Source organism: Salipiger sp. PrR003, from assembly GCF_010500785.1.
GTDB classification, from domain to species: Bacteria; Pseudomonadota; Alphaproteobacteria; order Rhodobacterales; family Rhodobacteraceae; genus Salipiger; species Salipiger pacificus_A.
The window spans coordinates 78,097-91,718 of sequence record NZ_JAAGOV010000026.1; the positions used below are offsets into that span (position 1 = coordinate 78,097).

The window sequence follows — 13,622 nt, forward strand, 5'->3', positions numbered from 1 at the left end:
GCCCATGAACATGCAGACAAAACCGCTCGTCGCGCGCCGCTCCCCGGGACCGGACGGCGAGAAGATCATCACCCTCGCAGCGCTTGCCGTCGGCGGACAGGGCGGCGGCGTGCTGACCAACTGGATCGTCGCCGTGGCCGAGGCCAATGGCTACCGCGCGCAGTCGACCTCGGTCGCGGGCGTGGCGCAGCGCACCGGGGCGACGATCTACTACGTCGAGATGTGCCGCGACACCGGGCGGATGCCGGTGTTCTCGCTGTCGCCTGCCATCGGCGACGTCGATATCCTCATGGCCTCGGAGCTGATGGAAGGCGGGCGGGCGATCCTGCGCGGCTTCGTCACCCCGGGCCGCACCACGATGATCGCCTCGACCCACCGCATCCCTGCCGTCTCCGAGAAGATCGCGCCCGGCGACGGCCGCGCCAACGGCCCCGAGGTGATCGAGGCCATGGGCATCGCCGCCGACCACGTGGTCGCCTTCGACATGGAGACCGTGGCGAAGCAGGCGGGCTCGGTGATCTCGTCGTCGCTGCTCGGCGCGCTGGCGGGCTCGGGCGCCCTGCCCTTCCCGCGCGAGAGCTACGAAGAGGTGATCCGCGCGTCCGGGCGAGGTGTCGAGGCCTCGCTGCGCGCCTTCGGCGCCGCCTATGACATCGCCACGGGCGCGAGCCCTGCCCCGGCCCCCGAGAGCGACGCGGACGCGCCCGTGCCGGTGCTGCACGTGCCCGAAAAGCTGCGCGCGCAATGGGCGGTGCTGGAGACGCGGCTCGCCGCGCTTCCCGTCGAGGTCCGCGAGATGGCCGGGCTGGGGCTGAAGAAGGTCGTCGACTACCAGGATCTGGACTACGGCGCTGACTACCTCGGCATGGTCGAGAAGGCCGTCGCGGCGGATGCCGCCCCCTACGAGATGAGCGCGGCGGCGGCGAAGTACTGCGCCCGGGCGCTCTGCTACGACGATCTGCTGCGCGTCGCCGACATCAAGACCCGCGCCACCCGCTTTGCCCGGGTGAAGGACGAGGTGGTGGTCAACGACGGCCAGCTGCTGATGCTCACCGAGTATTTCCACCCGCGCTTCGAGGAGCTGGCGACCACGATGCCGCGCGGGCTGGGCCGCTGGCTGCAATCCCGCAAGGGGCTCGAGGCCTGGTACACCCGCCACTTCGACAAGGGTCGCCGGATCCGCACCGACAGTCTTTCGGGGTTCGCCCTGCTCTGGCTGGTGTCGTCGCTTCGCCCTCTGCGACGCCGCCTCTTGCGTCACGACAGCGAGATGCGCCACGTCACCGCCTGGTTCGACACTGTGCTGCAGACTGCCGCCGCCGACCGCGCGCTGGCGACCGAGCTTTTGGCCAACTATCGGCTGATCAAGGGATACTCCGACACCCACGCGCGTGGATTGTCCAAGTTTGCCAAGGTGATGGGCGCACGTGATCTGCTCGCGGGCCGCCCCGATGCCGCCGATTGGATGCGCCGGTTGCGCACCGCGGCGCTCGACGATGTCGAGGGCGAGAAGCTCGACGGCGCGCTCGCCACCGTCCGAAGCTTCGCGGGGTGAGCGCCATGGCAGGCCCCATTCTCATCATCGGCGCCGGGATCAACGGGCTCGTTGCCGCGGCGGATCTCGCGGCGCGCGGCAAGCCCGTGCGGGTGCTGGAACGCGGCCCCACACCGGGCGGCGCGGTGCGCACCGAAGAGCTGACCCTGCCCGGCTTCCGCCATGACATCGCGGCGATGAATCTGTCGATGTTCGCGGGCTCGGCCTTCATGGCGCGGCACGGCGCCGAAATGGCCCGTCACGGCCTGGAGTTCGTGCCGATCACCCACCCGTTCGCGCAGGCGCTGGAGCCCGGGGATCACCTCGGCATATCCACCGACGTCGAGGAGACGCTGGCGAGCTTCGCCTGCGAGGCGGACAGGGCGAGCTGGCGCGCGCTGATGGCCGAGTTCCCCGAGCGCGCGGGCGTGCTCGGCGGGTTGCTCGGCACGCCGATGCGCCGCGGCCCGCTCGCGCGCTTCCTCTGGCAGAGCTGGCGCAAGCTCGGCACGGCCCGCAGTCTCGACATGGCGCGCTTTCTGATGACCTCGCCGCGGACATGGCTCGACGAGACCTTCGAGGACCCGCGCCTGCGCACGGCGCTGGCGTCCTGGGGCATGCACCTCGATTTCGCGCCCGACATCGCGGGCGGCGCGATCTTCCCCTACCTCGAGGCGATGGCTGGTCAGGCCATGGGCATGGTGATCGGCAAGGGCGGCGCCGACGTTGCCACCCGCGCTCTGGTCGGCATGATCGAGGCGCATGGCGGCTCGGTCGACTGCAACGTCGAGGTGGCGCAGATCCTGCACGGGAAAGGCCGCATGACCGGCGTGGTCGCGAACGGAAAAACGATTGAAGCCTCAACCATTCTCGCCGGTCTTGCCCCGAAGCACCTGCGCCGGATGCTGGGCGATGGCTCGGGCGATGCGCGCTTCGACCGAGGCCTCGAGAGCTTCCGCCACGCGCCCGGCACGATGATGCTGCACCTCGCGCTCGACGCGCCCGTGCCCTGGGCGGCCGAGGCGCTGAAGCGCTACGCCTATGTCCACGTGGGGCGTTCGATCGACGTCGCCGCCAAGACCTATGCCGAGGCGATGGCCGGGCAGTTGCCCGCGACACCGCTGCTGGTGGTGGGTCAGCCGACGCTGTTTGATCCGAGCCGCGCGCCGCAGGGCAAGCACACGCTGTGGGTGCAGGCACGGGTCGTGCCCGCGGTCATCAAGGGCGACGCCAAGGGAGAGATTTCCGCGACAGACTGGGAGGATGCCAAGGCACCGATGAGCGAGCGCATCCTCGATCTGATCGAGGAGCAGGCCCCCGGGTTCCGCCAGACCATCCTTGCCCGCACCGCCGTCTCGCCCCTCGATCTCGAGGCCGGCAATCCCAACCTTGTCGGCGGCGACCAGATTTGCGGCTCGCACCACCTGACGCAGAACTTCCTCTTCCGCCCGGTGCGTGGCTTTTCCGACGGGCGCACGCCCATCGCCAATCTGCACATGATCGGGGCAGCGTGCTGGCCCGGTGCCGGAACCGGGGCGGGATCGGGCTTTCTTACGGCGCAGGGCCTCAAGTAGGCCGTGCCAGAGGCGCAGAGATGCGCTTGAATAGTTTAAATTTCGAAATTTGAAGGCCGAATCAAAATCACCCGATGAGCCCGAGCAAACCGGGCCGCACAGACCAACAGGAGACAGAAAGATGACCTCCAGCCTACCCCTTTCCCGGCGCGGCTTCATGGGCGCCTCGGCGGCGCTCACCGCGCTTCTGGCAACCGGCACCGGCGTGCTCGCTCAGAGCGGCGATAGCCTGACCATCGCCTACAACCTGCCCGTGCAAAGCTGGGATCCGACCACCGGCCCCGCCGCGGTGAACCCGGCGCTGCAGTCGGTCTACCTCGCGGTCTTCGACCGCTATATCGCGCAGGCCCCCGACCTGTCGTTCGGCCCCGGGCTGCTGACCGACTGGGGCTTCAGCGAGGACAAGTCGCAGATCACCATGACCGTCCGCGAAGGCGTCACCTGGCACAACGGCGCGCCGCTGACCCCCGAGGACATCGTCTGGTCGCTGACTCGCGCGGGCACCCCCGAAACCGGCAACCCCATGCAGTTCGTCTGGGGCAAGATCGGCAACTTCAGCGTTGACGGCAACGTCATCACCGCCGACGTCAAGGACTTCGAGCCCGCCTTGTTCAAGTGGATGGCCTTCCTGACCGCCTTCGTGCTGCCCAAGACCTATTACGAGGAAGTCGGCGCCGAGGGCTTCGAGAAGGCCCCCATCGGCACCGGCCCCTATATGGTCGACGCCTTCGAGCAGGGCGCCTACGTGCGGCTCAAGGCCTATCCCGGCTATTGGGGTGACAAGCCTGCCTTCGAGACCGTGACCATCAAGTTCGTCACCGACGCCGCCTCGCGCGTGGCCGAGATCGAGTCGGGCAATTCCGATGTGACTTCGAACATCCCCTACGAGGAATACGACCGGCTGATCGCCAAGGACGGGCTCGAGGGGGAGGCCGTGCCAATCACCGACATCGGCATGATCTTCCTCAACGACATCGACGTGATGCTCGACAAGAACGTGCGGCTTGCCGCCCATCACGCCATCGACAAGCAGCTCATCATCGACCGGCTGCTGCGCGGCTACGGCGTGCCGCTCTCGACGCTCGAGGTGCCGGGCTATGCCGCCTACGACGAGAGCATCACCGTCGACTACGATCCCGAGAAGTCCAAGGAGCTGCTGGCCGCCTCGGGCTATTCCACCGACACCCCGGTCAAGTTCACCATCCAGACGACGCGCGGTTTCAAGCCCAAGGATTACGAGATGATCCAGGCGATCGTCGGCATGTGGCGCAAGGTCGGGATCGAGGCCGAGATCGAGGTCTACGAGATCGCCAAGCACTACGAGCTGCGGGCCGCCGACACGCTGGCTCCGGCGGCCTTCTACAACTGGGGCAACTCGATCGGTGATCCCTCGACCTCGACCGGGTTTGCCATGTTCGGCCCCTCGCCGCACGCGGTCTGGGACAGCGCCGACCTGGTCGAGAAGATCGGCCCGCTCTTCGCCGAACCCGACGAGGACAAGCGCATCGCCGGTTACAAGGACGTCTCGCGCTACATCGCCGAGGAAGGCTATGTCATCCCGCTGCTGCAATACGTGATGCCGGTGGTGTTCCGCAGCACGGTCGCGGTGACGCCCTACACCTCGGGCGACCTGTTGCCGCAAGCGATCTCCAAGGCCTGATCCCGCGCATCTTGCAAGACCGCCCGGGCCGAGCGTCGTCTCGGCTCGGGCGCATTGGAGGGTTCTGACCCCATGTTGCTGAAGACGATCCTGATCCGCCTTCTGACCACCGCCGTCACGCTGTTCGGCGTTGCCGTCGTGGTCTTCGTGCTGGTGCGCGTCGCGCCCGGCAACCCCATCGCGATGATGCTGCCCCCCGGCGCGACCGAGTCCGACATCGCCGCGCTCGAGGCGCTCTACGGCTTTGACAAGAGCCTGCCCGAGCAGTTCGTCATCTGGCTCGGCGGCGTGCTGCAGGGCGATTTCGGCACGTCGATCACCCTGCGCCGCCCTGTGGACGAGCTGGTGCTCTCGCGCCTTCCTGCCACGCTGGAGCTGTCGATCATGGCGCTGCTCATCGCCGTGGCGCTTGGGGTCACCGTTGCGGTGATCGGCGCGCGCCGGCGCGGTACCGCCACCGAGGTCGGGCTCGACCTGACGAGCGGTGCGGTGCTTTCGGTGCCGGACTTCCTCTGGGGGCTGGTCTTCGTGCTGCTCTTCGGGGTGCTTTGGCCGGTGCTGTCGATCTCGGGCCGGATCGATCCGCAGATCGACGTCGATTTCACCTCCAACTTCTACACGTTCGAGGGGCTGCTGCGCGGGCGTTTCGACGTGGCTGGCTCGACCCTGTCGCACATGCTGATGCCCGCGCTTGCGCTGGCCCTGCCGCTCGCGGCGATGATCGCGCAGTTGCTGAAGCAGAACCTGAAAGAAGTGCTGCTGCAGGATTACACGACGCTGGCCCGCGTCCGCGGCTTCTCCGAGACCTCGGTGATCCTGCGCGAGGCGCTGCGCAACGCGCTTCTGCCGACGCTCACCCTTGTCGGCGTGCAGTTCACCTTCCTCATCGGCGGCACGGTCATCGTCGAGCGCATCTTTTCCTACGAGGGGCTGGGCAACATGGCGATCGACGCGGTGATCAACCGCGACCTGCCGCTGATCCAGGGCATCGTGCTGCTCTTCGCCGCGCTCTTCATCGTCATCAACCTGCTCGTAGATCTGTCCTACACGCTGCTGAACCCGAGGCTCCGCCATGGCTGACATCACCGCTGCCGCGCCGCGCCGCCGCGCCCGCAGGCTCAACCTCCGGCTCTGGCTGCCGCTGCTGTGGCTGGGCACCGTGGCGCTTGCCGCGATGTTCGCCCCGCTGGTGGCGCCGCAGGATCCGCTGATGCAGGATCTCATGCTCGAACGGCTGCCCCCCGCCTTCATGGCCGGCCACGAGCCGGGCTACTGGCTGGGCACCGACAGCCTTGGCCGGGACGTGCTGTCGCGCATGATCTACGGCGCCCGCATCGCGCTTTTCGTCAGCCTCATCGCCGCCACCGTCACATGTGTCTTCGGCGCCGCGCTCGGCCTTGTCGCGGGCTATTTCGGCGGCTGGTGGGACCGGGTGATCTCGCGGCTGGTCGACATCTGGATGGCCTTCCCGCCGGTGCTCTTCGCGGTGCTGCTGGTGGCGGTCATGGGGACAGGGCTCACCTCGGTCATCGCCGCCATCGCGCTGATCGACTGGACCCGGTTCGCGCGGGTGATCCGCGCCGAGACCATGGTGCAGGCGCGCATGGACTACGTCGACAGCGCCCGCATCGGCGGCGCCCGCCGCCTTGGCACGCTGCTGAGCGAGATCCTCCCAAACGTGCTGCCCTCGATCATTGCGCTGCTGATGCTCGAGATGGGCATTGCGGTGATCGTCGAGGCGATCCTCAGCTTCGTGAATCTCTCGATCTCCTCCGATGATCCGACCTGGGGCTCGATGATCGCCGAGGGGCGCAACGCCATCCACTTCGCCTGGTGGGTGCTGCTCTTCCCGCTGATCGCGCTCTTTCTGACGGTGCTGAGCTTCTCGACCCTCGGCGAGGGTCTCAAACAACGCTTCGATCCGGTGCTCCAATGACAGGCTCGCAAACCCACCTCAATACGCTCGACGTGATGCAGCTCAGCATCGCGCTGCCCAACGGCCACCGCCTGCTGCGCGACGTCTCGCTGAGCCTGCGCCCCGGCGAGGTCCGCGCGCTTGTCGGCGAAAGCGGTGCCGGCAAGTCGATGATCGGCAAGGCGGTGCTCGGCATCCTGCCACAGAACCTGCGGGTGACGGGGGGCGAGATCCTGCTCGAGGGGCAGCACCTGAACGCGATGACACCCTGGACCCGGCGGAAGACCGTGGCGCAGAGCGCCGCGCTGATCCCGCAGGACCCGCTCACCGCGCTGAACCCGGCGCGGCGGATCGGCCCGCAGATCACCGATCCGCTGGTGCGCATCCACGGCTGGAGCCGTGCCAAGGCCCGCGACACCGCATTGGCGCTGCTGGACAGGGTGCACATCCGCGATCCGAAACGGGTGATGGAGAGCTACCCGCACGAGCTTTCGGGCGGCATGCGCCAGCGCGTGCTGATTGCCGCCGCCTTTGCGCCCTCGCCCCGGCTTATCGTCGCGGACGAGCCGACCACGGCGCTCGACGTGACGGTGCAGAAGCAGATCCTGCGGCTCATCCGGGAGTTGCAGCAGGAGACCGGCACCGCGGTGCTGTTCGTCACCCACGACATGGGGGTGGTCGCCAAGATCAGCCAGCAGGTGACCGTGCTCTTTGCCGGCAAGGTGATGGAGGACGCGCCCACCGAGCGCATCTTCACCGACCCCGCCCATCCCTACACCCGCGCCCTGATCGCGGCGACGCCGAGCTATGCGGATCTCGACCGGCCCTTCTCGCCGGTGCCGCAGGCGCTCATCGCCGAGCTGCAGGGTGCCATTGCCCAAGACGACGCCCGGCAGAAAGGAGGCGCGCGATGACCGCCCAGACCCAACCGCGGGCACCGGCTGCCGAGGCGGTCGAAACCGCCCCGAGCCTCTTCACGGTGCGCGATCTTCGCCTCTCGTTCCCCGACCTTGCGCGCAAGCCGCTGCTCGGCGCCGCGCCGCGCACCGAGGTGCTCAAGGGCCTCAGCTTCGACATCCCGGCGGGCAAGATCACCGGCATCGTCGGCGAGAGTGGCTCGGGCAAATCGACGGCCGGCCGCTTGCTGGTGCGCCTGCTCGAGCCCGACTCGGGCAGCGTGCTCTACGGCGGGCAGGACATCGGCCATCTCGACGAGGCGGCGCTGCGCCCGCTCCGGCGCGATCTGCAGATGATTTTCCAGGACCCCATGTCCTCGCTCAACCCGCGCCACAAGGTCTGGCGGATCATCGCCCAGCCGATGAAGCGCTATGGGCTCGGCGGCACCAGGGCCGATGCGATCGCGGCGCTCGGCAAGGTTGGCCTGCCCCCGGCTTTCGCCGAGCGCTACCCGCACGAGCTGTCGGGCGGCCAGCGCCAGCGGGTCGGCATCGCCCGGGCCATCGCGCTGAAGCCGCGGTTCATCCTCGCCGACGAGATCGTCTCGGGTCTCGACGTCTCGAGCCAGGCGCAGGTGCTGCTGTTGCTCAAGCAGCTCGCCCGCGAAATGGGGCTGACCATCGCCTTCATCAGCCATGACCTTTCGGTGATCCGCCACCTTTGCGACCGGGTGATCGTGCTGAACCGGGGCGAGATCGTCGAGCAGGGCTCGGTCGAGGCGGTGTTCCGCGCCCCGGCCTCGGATGTCACCAGAACGCTGCTCTCGGCGATCCCCCTGCCCGAGCTCGATCCCGCCTGGCTGGACTAGCGGCGCCGGGATCGCGGGGCGGAACATTGATGCGTGAAGCAGTTGACCCAGCGTCTGCTTCACGCGTGTTGCGCAACAAGTTAAACTATCGGCGAAAAAAACGGAAATATCTTCGCAGAGCGGAAAAATCTTCTTCAGGATTAAACTTTATACTTGAAATAAAATCGCGGCCGTAGCGTGATGAGTCCAAGACCGGCACCCAGGAGGACTTCATGCTTGGCCCCAGCGCTCACACCGACAGCTTCAGCCGCGACAATCTTCCGGCGGCCGAGCTCCAACCGGTTTTCCTGCTGGAGACGTTCTCCTATCCCGAGCACATCAACGCCGCTGTCGAACTGACCGACCGGATGGTCGAGAAGGGCTTCGGGGACCGCGTCGCGTTGGTCGGTCAGGGCCGCAGCCGCACCTATGCCGAACTTGCCGACTGGACCAGCCGCATCGCCCGCGTGCTGATCGAGGATTACGGCGTTCAGCCCGGCAACCGCATCCTCATCCGCAGCGCCAACACCCCCGCGCTTGTCGCCTGCTGGCTCGGCGCCACCAAGGCCGGCGCCGTGGTGGTCAACACCATGCCGCTGCTGCGCAAGAAGGAATTGATGCAGCACCTCGACAAGGCCGAGGTCTCGCTGGCGCTCTGCGACACGCGGATGCTGGACGAGCTGGAGGCCTGCCTGCCCGAGAGCAAGTTCCTGAAACGCATCGTCGGTTTCGACGGCACCTCCGGGCTCGACGCCGAGCTCGACCGTGCCGCCGCCGCCAAGCCCTCGGGGCCCTGCTGGGTCGAGACCGGGCGCGACGACGTGGCGCTGCTGGGGTTCACCTCGGGCTCGACCGGGGTGCCCAAGGCCACCATGCATTTCCATCGCGACCTGCTGATGATCGCCGACGGCTACGCGCGCGAGGTGCTCGAGGTGCAGCCCGAAGACATCTTCGTCGGTTCGCCGCCACTTGCCTTCACCTTCGGCCTTGGCGGGCTGGCCATCTTCCCGCTGCGCTTCGGCGCCAGCGCCGTGCTGCTGGAAAAGGCCGCGCCGCCCGATCTCATCCGCATCATCGAGCAGCACCGCGCCACCATCTGCTTCACCGCCCCCACCGCGTATCGCGCCATGATGCTGGCGATGGACGAGGGCGCGGACCTGTCGAGCCTGCGCTGCGCCGTCTCGGCGGGCGAGACCCTGCCCGCGCCGGTGTTCGAGGCCTGGGAGCAGAAGACCGGCAAGCCCATCCTCGACGGGATCGGCGGCACCGAGATGCTGCATATCTACATCTCCAACCGCTTCGGCGACGCCAAGCCCGGCTGCACCGGCAAGCCGCTGACCGGCTACGAGGCGAAGATCGTCGACGACGAGATGAACGAGGTGCCGCGCGGCACGCCGGGCCATCTCGCGGTGCGCGGCCCGGTGGGCTGCCGCTACCTGGCCGACGACCGGCAGACAAAATTCGTCCGGGATGGCTGGAACCTGCCCGGCGACACCTTCGTGCAGGACGAAGAGGGCTATTTCCACTTCGCTGCGCGCTCGGACGACATGATCGTCTCGTCGGGCTACAACATTGCCGGGCCAGAGGTGGAAGCCGCGCTGCTTGCGCATCCGGACGTGATCGAATGCGCCGTCATCGGCGCCCCTGACGCCGAGCGCGGCATCATCGTGCAGGCCCATGTGGTGCTGCGCGAGGGGGTCGCCGCCGACGCGGCCACCGCCAAGGCGCTGCAGGATTTCGTCAAGGCGACCATCGCTCCCTACAAGTATCCCCGCTCGGTCATCTTCACCGAGGCGCTGCCGAAGACCGAGAGTGGCAAGATCCAGCGCTTCCGCCTGAAGGATGCCGCGCCCGCCCCGGCAGGCGCCTGACCGGAGCGCTTCGGCGCGACCCTAAAGATGGCTGCCCCCCGGCGCTCGCTGTCGAGCGCCGGGGCCTTCGCATGCCATCACCGCGGAAGAAGTGCGGGATAACTATTTTAATTATAAATTTTCCTCTGACGCAGGAGCTGCGCCCATGCCTGCTCAATTTTGCGGAAAACGTCGCGTAAAACACAAGACATCCTCCTGCATACCGTTCTCTCACGTTGACTTTTAATTGAAGTCTAAAGTAAATGTTTGATGAATTGCCGGAACGAGGGAGCGCATGGAATGTCACAAGCAAGACGCCTGACCTGGGTGATGAGGCTCTGCGGCGGCATCTCCGCCGCCGCCCTGGCGCTGCTGAGCATTCTCGTGGTGGGCGACGTGGTTCTGCGGAACACCGGCCTCGTGCGCTGGTCCTGGCTCAACGAGCTGACCGAGTATCTTCTGACCATCTCGACCTTCACCGGCGCGCCCTGGGTGTTGCACAACCACGGCCACGTGAACGTCGACGTGCTGCTGCGCACCGTCAGCGCGGCAAAGGCGCGCTGGCTGGTGAAGGCCTCGAACCTCTTCGGCGGGGTGATCTCGGCGATCCTGCTCGTCGTCGCGGTGCGGGTGACCTTCGACAGCTACGCGCTCGGCTCGCTGGTCTTCAAGAACCTCATCTTTCCCGAATGGTACCTCATGACCCCCATGGTGCTTTGCTTCGGTCTTTGCACGGCCGAGTTCCTGGCCCGCATCGTGACCGGCGAGGTGCGGATATGAGCTGGCTCGAGATCATCGCGCTGCTCGGCGGCGTACTGGCGATGCTTTTTGCCATCGGCACCCCGGTCGCGCTGGCGTTTCTTGGCGCAAACCTGATCGGTGCCTGGCTGTTCCTCGGCAGCGGCGCGGGCATCGAGCAGCTGGTGCGCAACGCGTCCATGTCGGTCAATTCCTTCTCGCTCGTGCCGATCCCGCTCTTCGTGCTGATGGGAGAGCTGCTGTTCCATTGCGGCCTCGCCTACAAAGCGATCGAGGCGATCGAGCGCTTGCTGCACCGCCTGCCCGCCCGGCTCGGCTGCGTCTCCGTGGTCGGCGGCACCGCCTTTGCGGCGCTCTCCGGCTCGTCCATCGCCAACACTGCGCTCCTTGGCGGCACGCTGTCGCAGGAAATGCTGCGCCGGGGCTATTCGACGACGCTGGCGCTCGGGCCGGTCATGGCGGTGGGCGGCATTGCCGTGTTGATCCCGCCCTCGACGCTGGCGGTGATGCTCGGCTCGCTCTCGGGCATCTCGATCACCCAGCTGCTGATCGGCGGGCTGGTCCCCGGGTTGCTGATGGCCGCGCTCTTCCTGCTCTTCGTCATCCTCACCGGCCATTTCCGCCCGCAGAGCGCACCGAGCGACACCAGCGCCAGCGCCTACACGCTGGCCGAGCGGATCGTGCCCTTCCTGCGCGACGTGGTGCCGCTCTTCGGCATCTTCGTCGCGGTGATCGGCAGCATGCTCGCCGGGATCGCCACCCCGACCGAGGCCGCGGGTCTTGGTGCCTTTGCCGCGCTCATCGCCACCGCGCTCTACCGCAAGCTGAGCTGGGCCGCGCTGACCAAAGCGATGACCGAGACCGCGAAGGTCTCGGTGTCGATCCTCTTCATCATCGTCGCCTCGACGACCTTCTCGCAGATCCTGTCGTTCTCGGGCGCCACCTCGGGCATGTTGCAGCTGATCAACGCCGTTGACCCCACGCCGATGACGCTGATCGTCTGCATGCTGCTGATCCTGCTCGTGCTCGGCTGCTTCATCGACCAGATCTCGATGATGATGATCACCCTGCCGATCTTCATGCCGCTGGCCCATGCCGCGGGCATCGAGGTCGTCTGGCTCGGGCTGATGATGCTCGTGGCGATCGAGCTCGGCATGCTGACCCCGCCCTTCGGCATCCTGCTGATGGTCATGCAGGGCGCCAGCCGCTCGGTGCCGCTGGTCAGCATCTACAAGGCCGCCGCGCCCTTCATCCTGATCGAGATCGGCGTGCTGATCCTGATGCTGATGGTGCCGCAGCTCACACTCTTCCTGCCCGCGCTGGTGCGCTGACAGCCCCTTTTCCAAGTCCAACAGTCCGGAGAACAAAAATGAAAATCCGCTCCCTCAAAACGGCAGGCATGGCCGTTGCGGCAGCGCTCGCCCTGGCAAGCCCGCTCGCCGCGGCAGAGACCACGCTGCGCGCCATCACCGCCTTCCAGCCCGGCACCACCTTCGCCAAACCCTTCGAGGATTTCGTCTCGAAGGTGAACGCGCAGGGTGAGGGCGTCCTGAAGATCGAGGTGATCGGCGGGCCCGAGGCCATGCCCCCCTTCGAGATCGGCAACGCGCTGTGCAACGGCATTGTCGACATCGCCAACACCACCGCGGTGTTCCACGCCAGCCTCGTGCCCGAGGGCGTCGCCATGACCCTCGCCACCCGCCCGATGTCGGAGCTGCGCGAGAACGGCGGCTACGCGCTGATGAACCAGTTGCACGAGGACAAAGCCCGGATCCATTGGCTGGGCCGCCTGACGCAGGGCATCAACTACCACATCTACCTCAACGAGGCGCCCGAGGGCGGCAAGCTCGACGGACTGAAGCTGCGCTCGGTGCCGGTCTACCAGGCCTTCTTCAAGGATCTTGGCGCCACCCCGATGCAGACCGCCCCGGGCGAGGTCTACACCGCGCTCGAGCGCGGCGTCATCGACGGCTATGGCTGGCCCTCGATCGGTGTCTTCGACCTTGGCTGGCAGGACAAGACCGGTGCGCGGGTGAACCCCGGCTTCTACCAGGTCGAGACCGGCCTCTACCTGAGCCTCAAGACCTGGCAGTCGCTGTCCGAAGAGCAGCAGGCCTTCCTCAGCGACCTGATGATCGAAACCGAATCCTCCTCCTCGCTGGTGCAGGACCTTGCCGAGGCCGAGAAAGCCAAGCAGATCGAGGCAGGGATCGAGATGATCGACCTCGACGCGGATGCGGCCACCGAATTTGGCGCGCTGGCGCAGGAGTCCGGCTGGAAACCGATCCTCGCGACCAGCCCCGAGCACGGCGCGAAGCTGCGCGAGCTCTTCGCCGACTGACGGCGGACGACCGGTCCAAAACAGTCAGCCGGGGGCCCATGGCCCTCGGCTTTTTCTATTCCGTTTCTATTCCATTGACGGGACGCGCCGCAAAGTTCCGCCCCGCATCTCTGGAGCATCCCCGCCCTACTGGCGGATTTTCGACGGTTTTCGGAGTTCCAGCACTGCGAGGTTTCTAGGGAGCACAACCTGTGGCAGTCTCGGACTCATATCAAGAGTCCGCAGGATTGATCGCGGAGACATCG

11 protein-coding genes are annotated in these 13,622 nt (G+C 66.9%); all 11 read left to right on the forward strand.

What is annotated here, in order from left to right:
* Positions 1-4: 4 nt before the first annotated feature.
* The 11 genes from G0D83_RS04100 to dctP all read left to right on the forward strand — a co-directional run bounded on the left by G0D83_RS04100 (position 5) and on the right by dctP (position 13,377).
* Entirely contained in the window at positions 5-1,555 is a 1,551-nt protein-coding gene (locus G0D83_RS04100) for an indolepyruvate oxidoreductase subunit beta family protein (RefSeq protein WP_164189778.1), read from the forward strand.
* 5 nt (positions 1,556-1,560) lie between these two features.
* Positions 1,561-3,108 carry an NAD(P)/FAD-dependent oxidoreductase gene (locus tag G0D83_RS04105; RefSeq protein WP_164189780.1) on the forward strand — a complete coding sequence of 516 codons (1,548 nt, stop codon included), beginning with the start codon at positions 1,561-1,563 and terminating at the stop codon, positions 3,106-3,108.
* A 121-nt stretch (positions 3,109-3,229) separates the two neighbouring features.
* Positions 3,230-4,768, forward strand: a complete 1,539-nt coding sequence (locus G0D83_RS04110) for an ABC transporter substrate-binding protein (protein ID WP_164189782.1) — start codon at positions 3,230-3,232, stop codon at positions 4,766-4,768.
* A gap of 72 nt (positions 4,769-4,840) precedes the next feature.
* Positions 4,841-5,848: an ABC transporter permease gene (locus tag G0D83_RS04115; RefSeq protein ID WP_108970583.1), complete on the forward strand. Its 1,008-nt coding sequence runs from the start codon at positions 4,841-4,843 to the stop codon at positions 5,846-5,848.
* Complete coding sequence (locus G0D83_RS04120) at positions 5,841-6,704, forward strand: ABC transporter permease (RefSeq protein ID WP_108970584.1); 864 nt, start codon at positions 5,841-5,843, stop codon at positions 6,702-6,704. The genes G0D83_RS04115 and G0D83_RS04120 overlap by 8 nt, the downstream gene beginning before the upstream one ends.
* Positions 6,701-7,597 carry an ABC transporter ATP-binding protein gene (locus G0D83_RS04125; RefSeq protein WP_164189785.1) on the forward strand — a complete coding sequence of 299 codons (897 nt, stop codon included), beginning with the start codon at positions 6,701-6,703 and terminating at the stop codon, positions 7,595-7,597. The genes G0D83_RS04120 and G0D83_RS04125 overlap by 4 nt, the downstream gene beginning before the upstream one ends.
* A complete protein-coding gene (locus tag G0D83_RS04130; protein ID WP_164189787.1) occupies positions 7,594-8,448 on the forward strand; it encodes an ABC transporter ATP-binding protein in 855 nt (284 codons plus the stop codon). The genes G0D83_RS04125 and G0D83_RS04130 overlap by 4 nt, the downstream gene beginning before the upstream one ends.
* A gap of 212 nt (positions 8,449-8,660) precedes the next feature.
* The gene (locus G0D83_RS04135; protein ID WP_164189789.1) at positions 8,661-10,298 is read left to right on the forward strand and encodes an AMP-binding protein; all 1,638 of its coding nucleotides are present in this window, start codon (positions 8,661-8,663) and stop codon (positions 10,296-10,298) included.
* A gap of 279 nt (positions 10,299-10,577) precedes the next feature.
* Positions 10,578-11,057: a TRAP transporter small permease gene (locus G0D83_RS04140; RefSeq protein WP_164189791.1), complete on the forward strand. Its 480-nt coding sequence runs from the start codon at positions 10,578-10,580 to the stop codon at positions 11,055-11,057.
* Positions 11,054-12,367: a TRAP transporter large permease gene (locus G0D83_RS04145; protein WP_164189793.1), complete on the forward strand. Its 1,314-nt coding sequence runs from the start codon at positions 11,054-11,056 to the stop codon at positions 12,365-12,367. Before G0D83_RS04140 ends, G0D83_RS04145 begins: the two co-directional genes overlap by 4 nt.
* 38 nt (positions 12,368-12,405) lie before the next feature.
* Entirely contained in the window at positions 12,406-13,377 is a 972-nt protein-coding gene (gene dctP, locus G0D83_RS04150) for a TRAP transporter substrate-binding protein DctP (protein WP_164189796.1), read from the forward strand.
* The last annotated feature ends 245 nt before the right edge of the window (positions 13,378-13,622 follow it).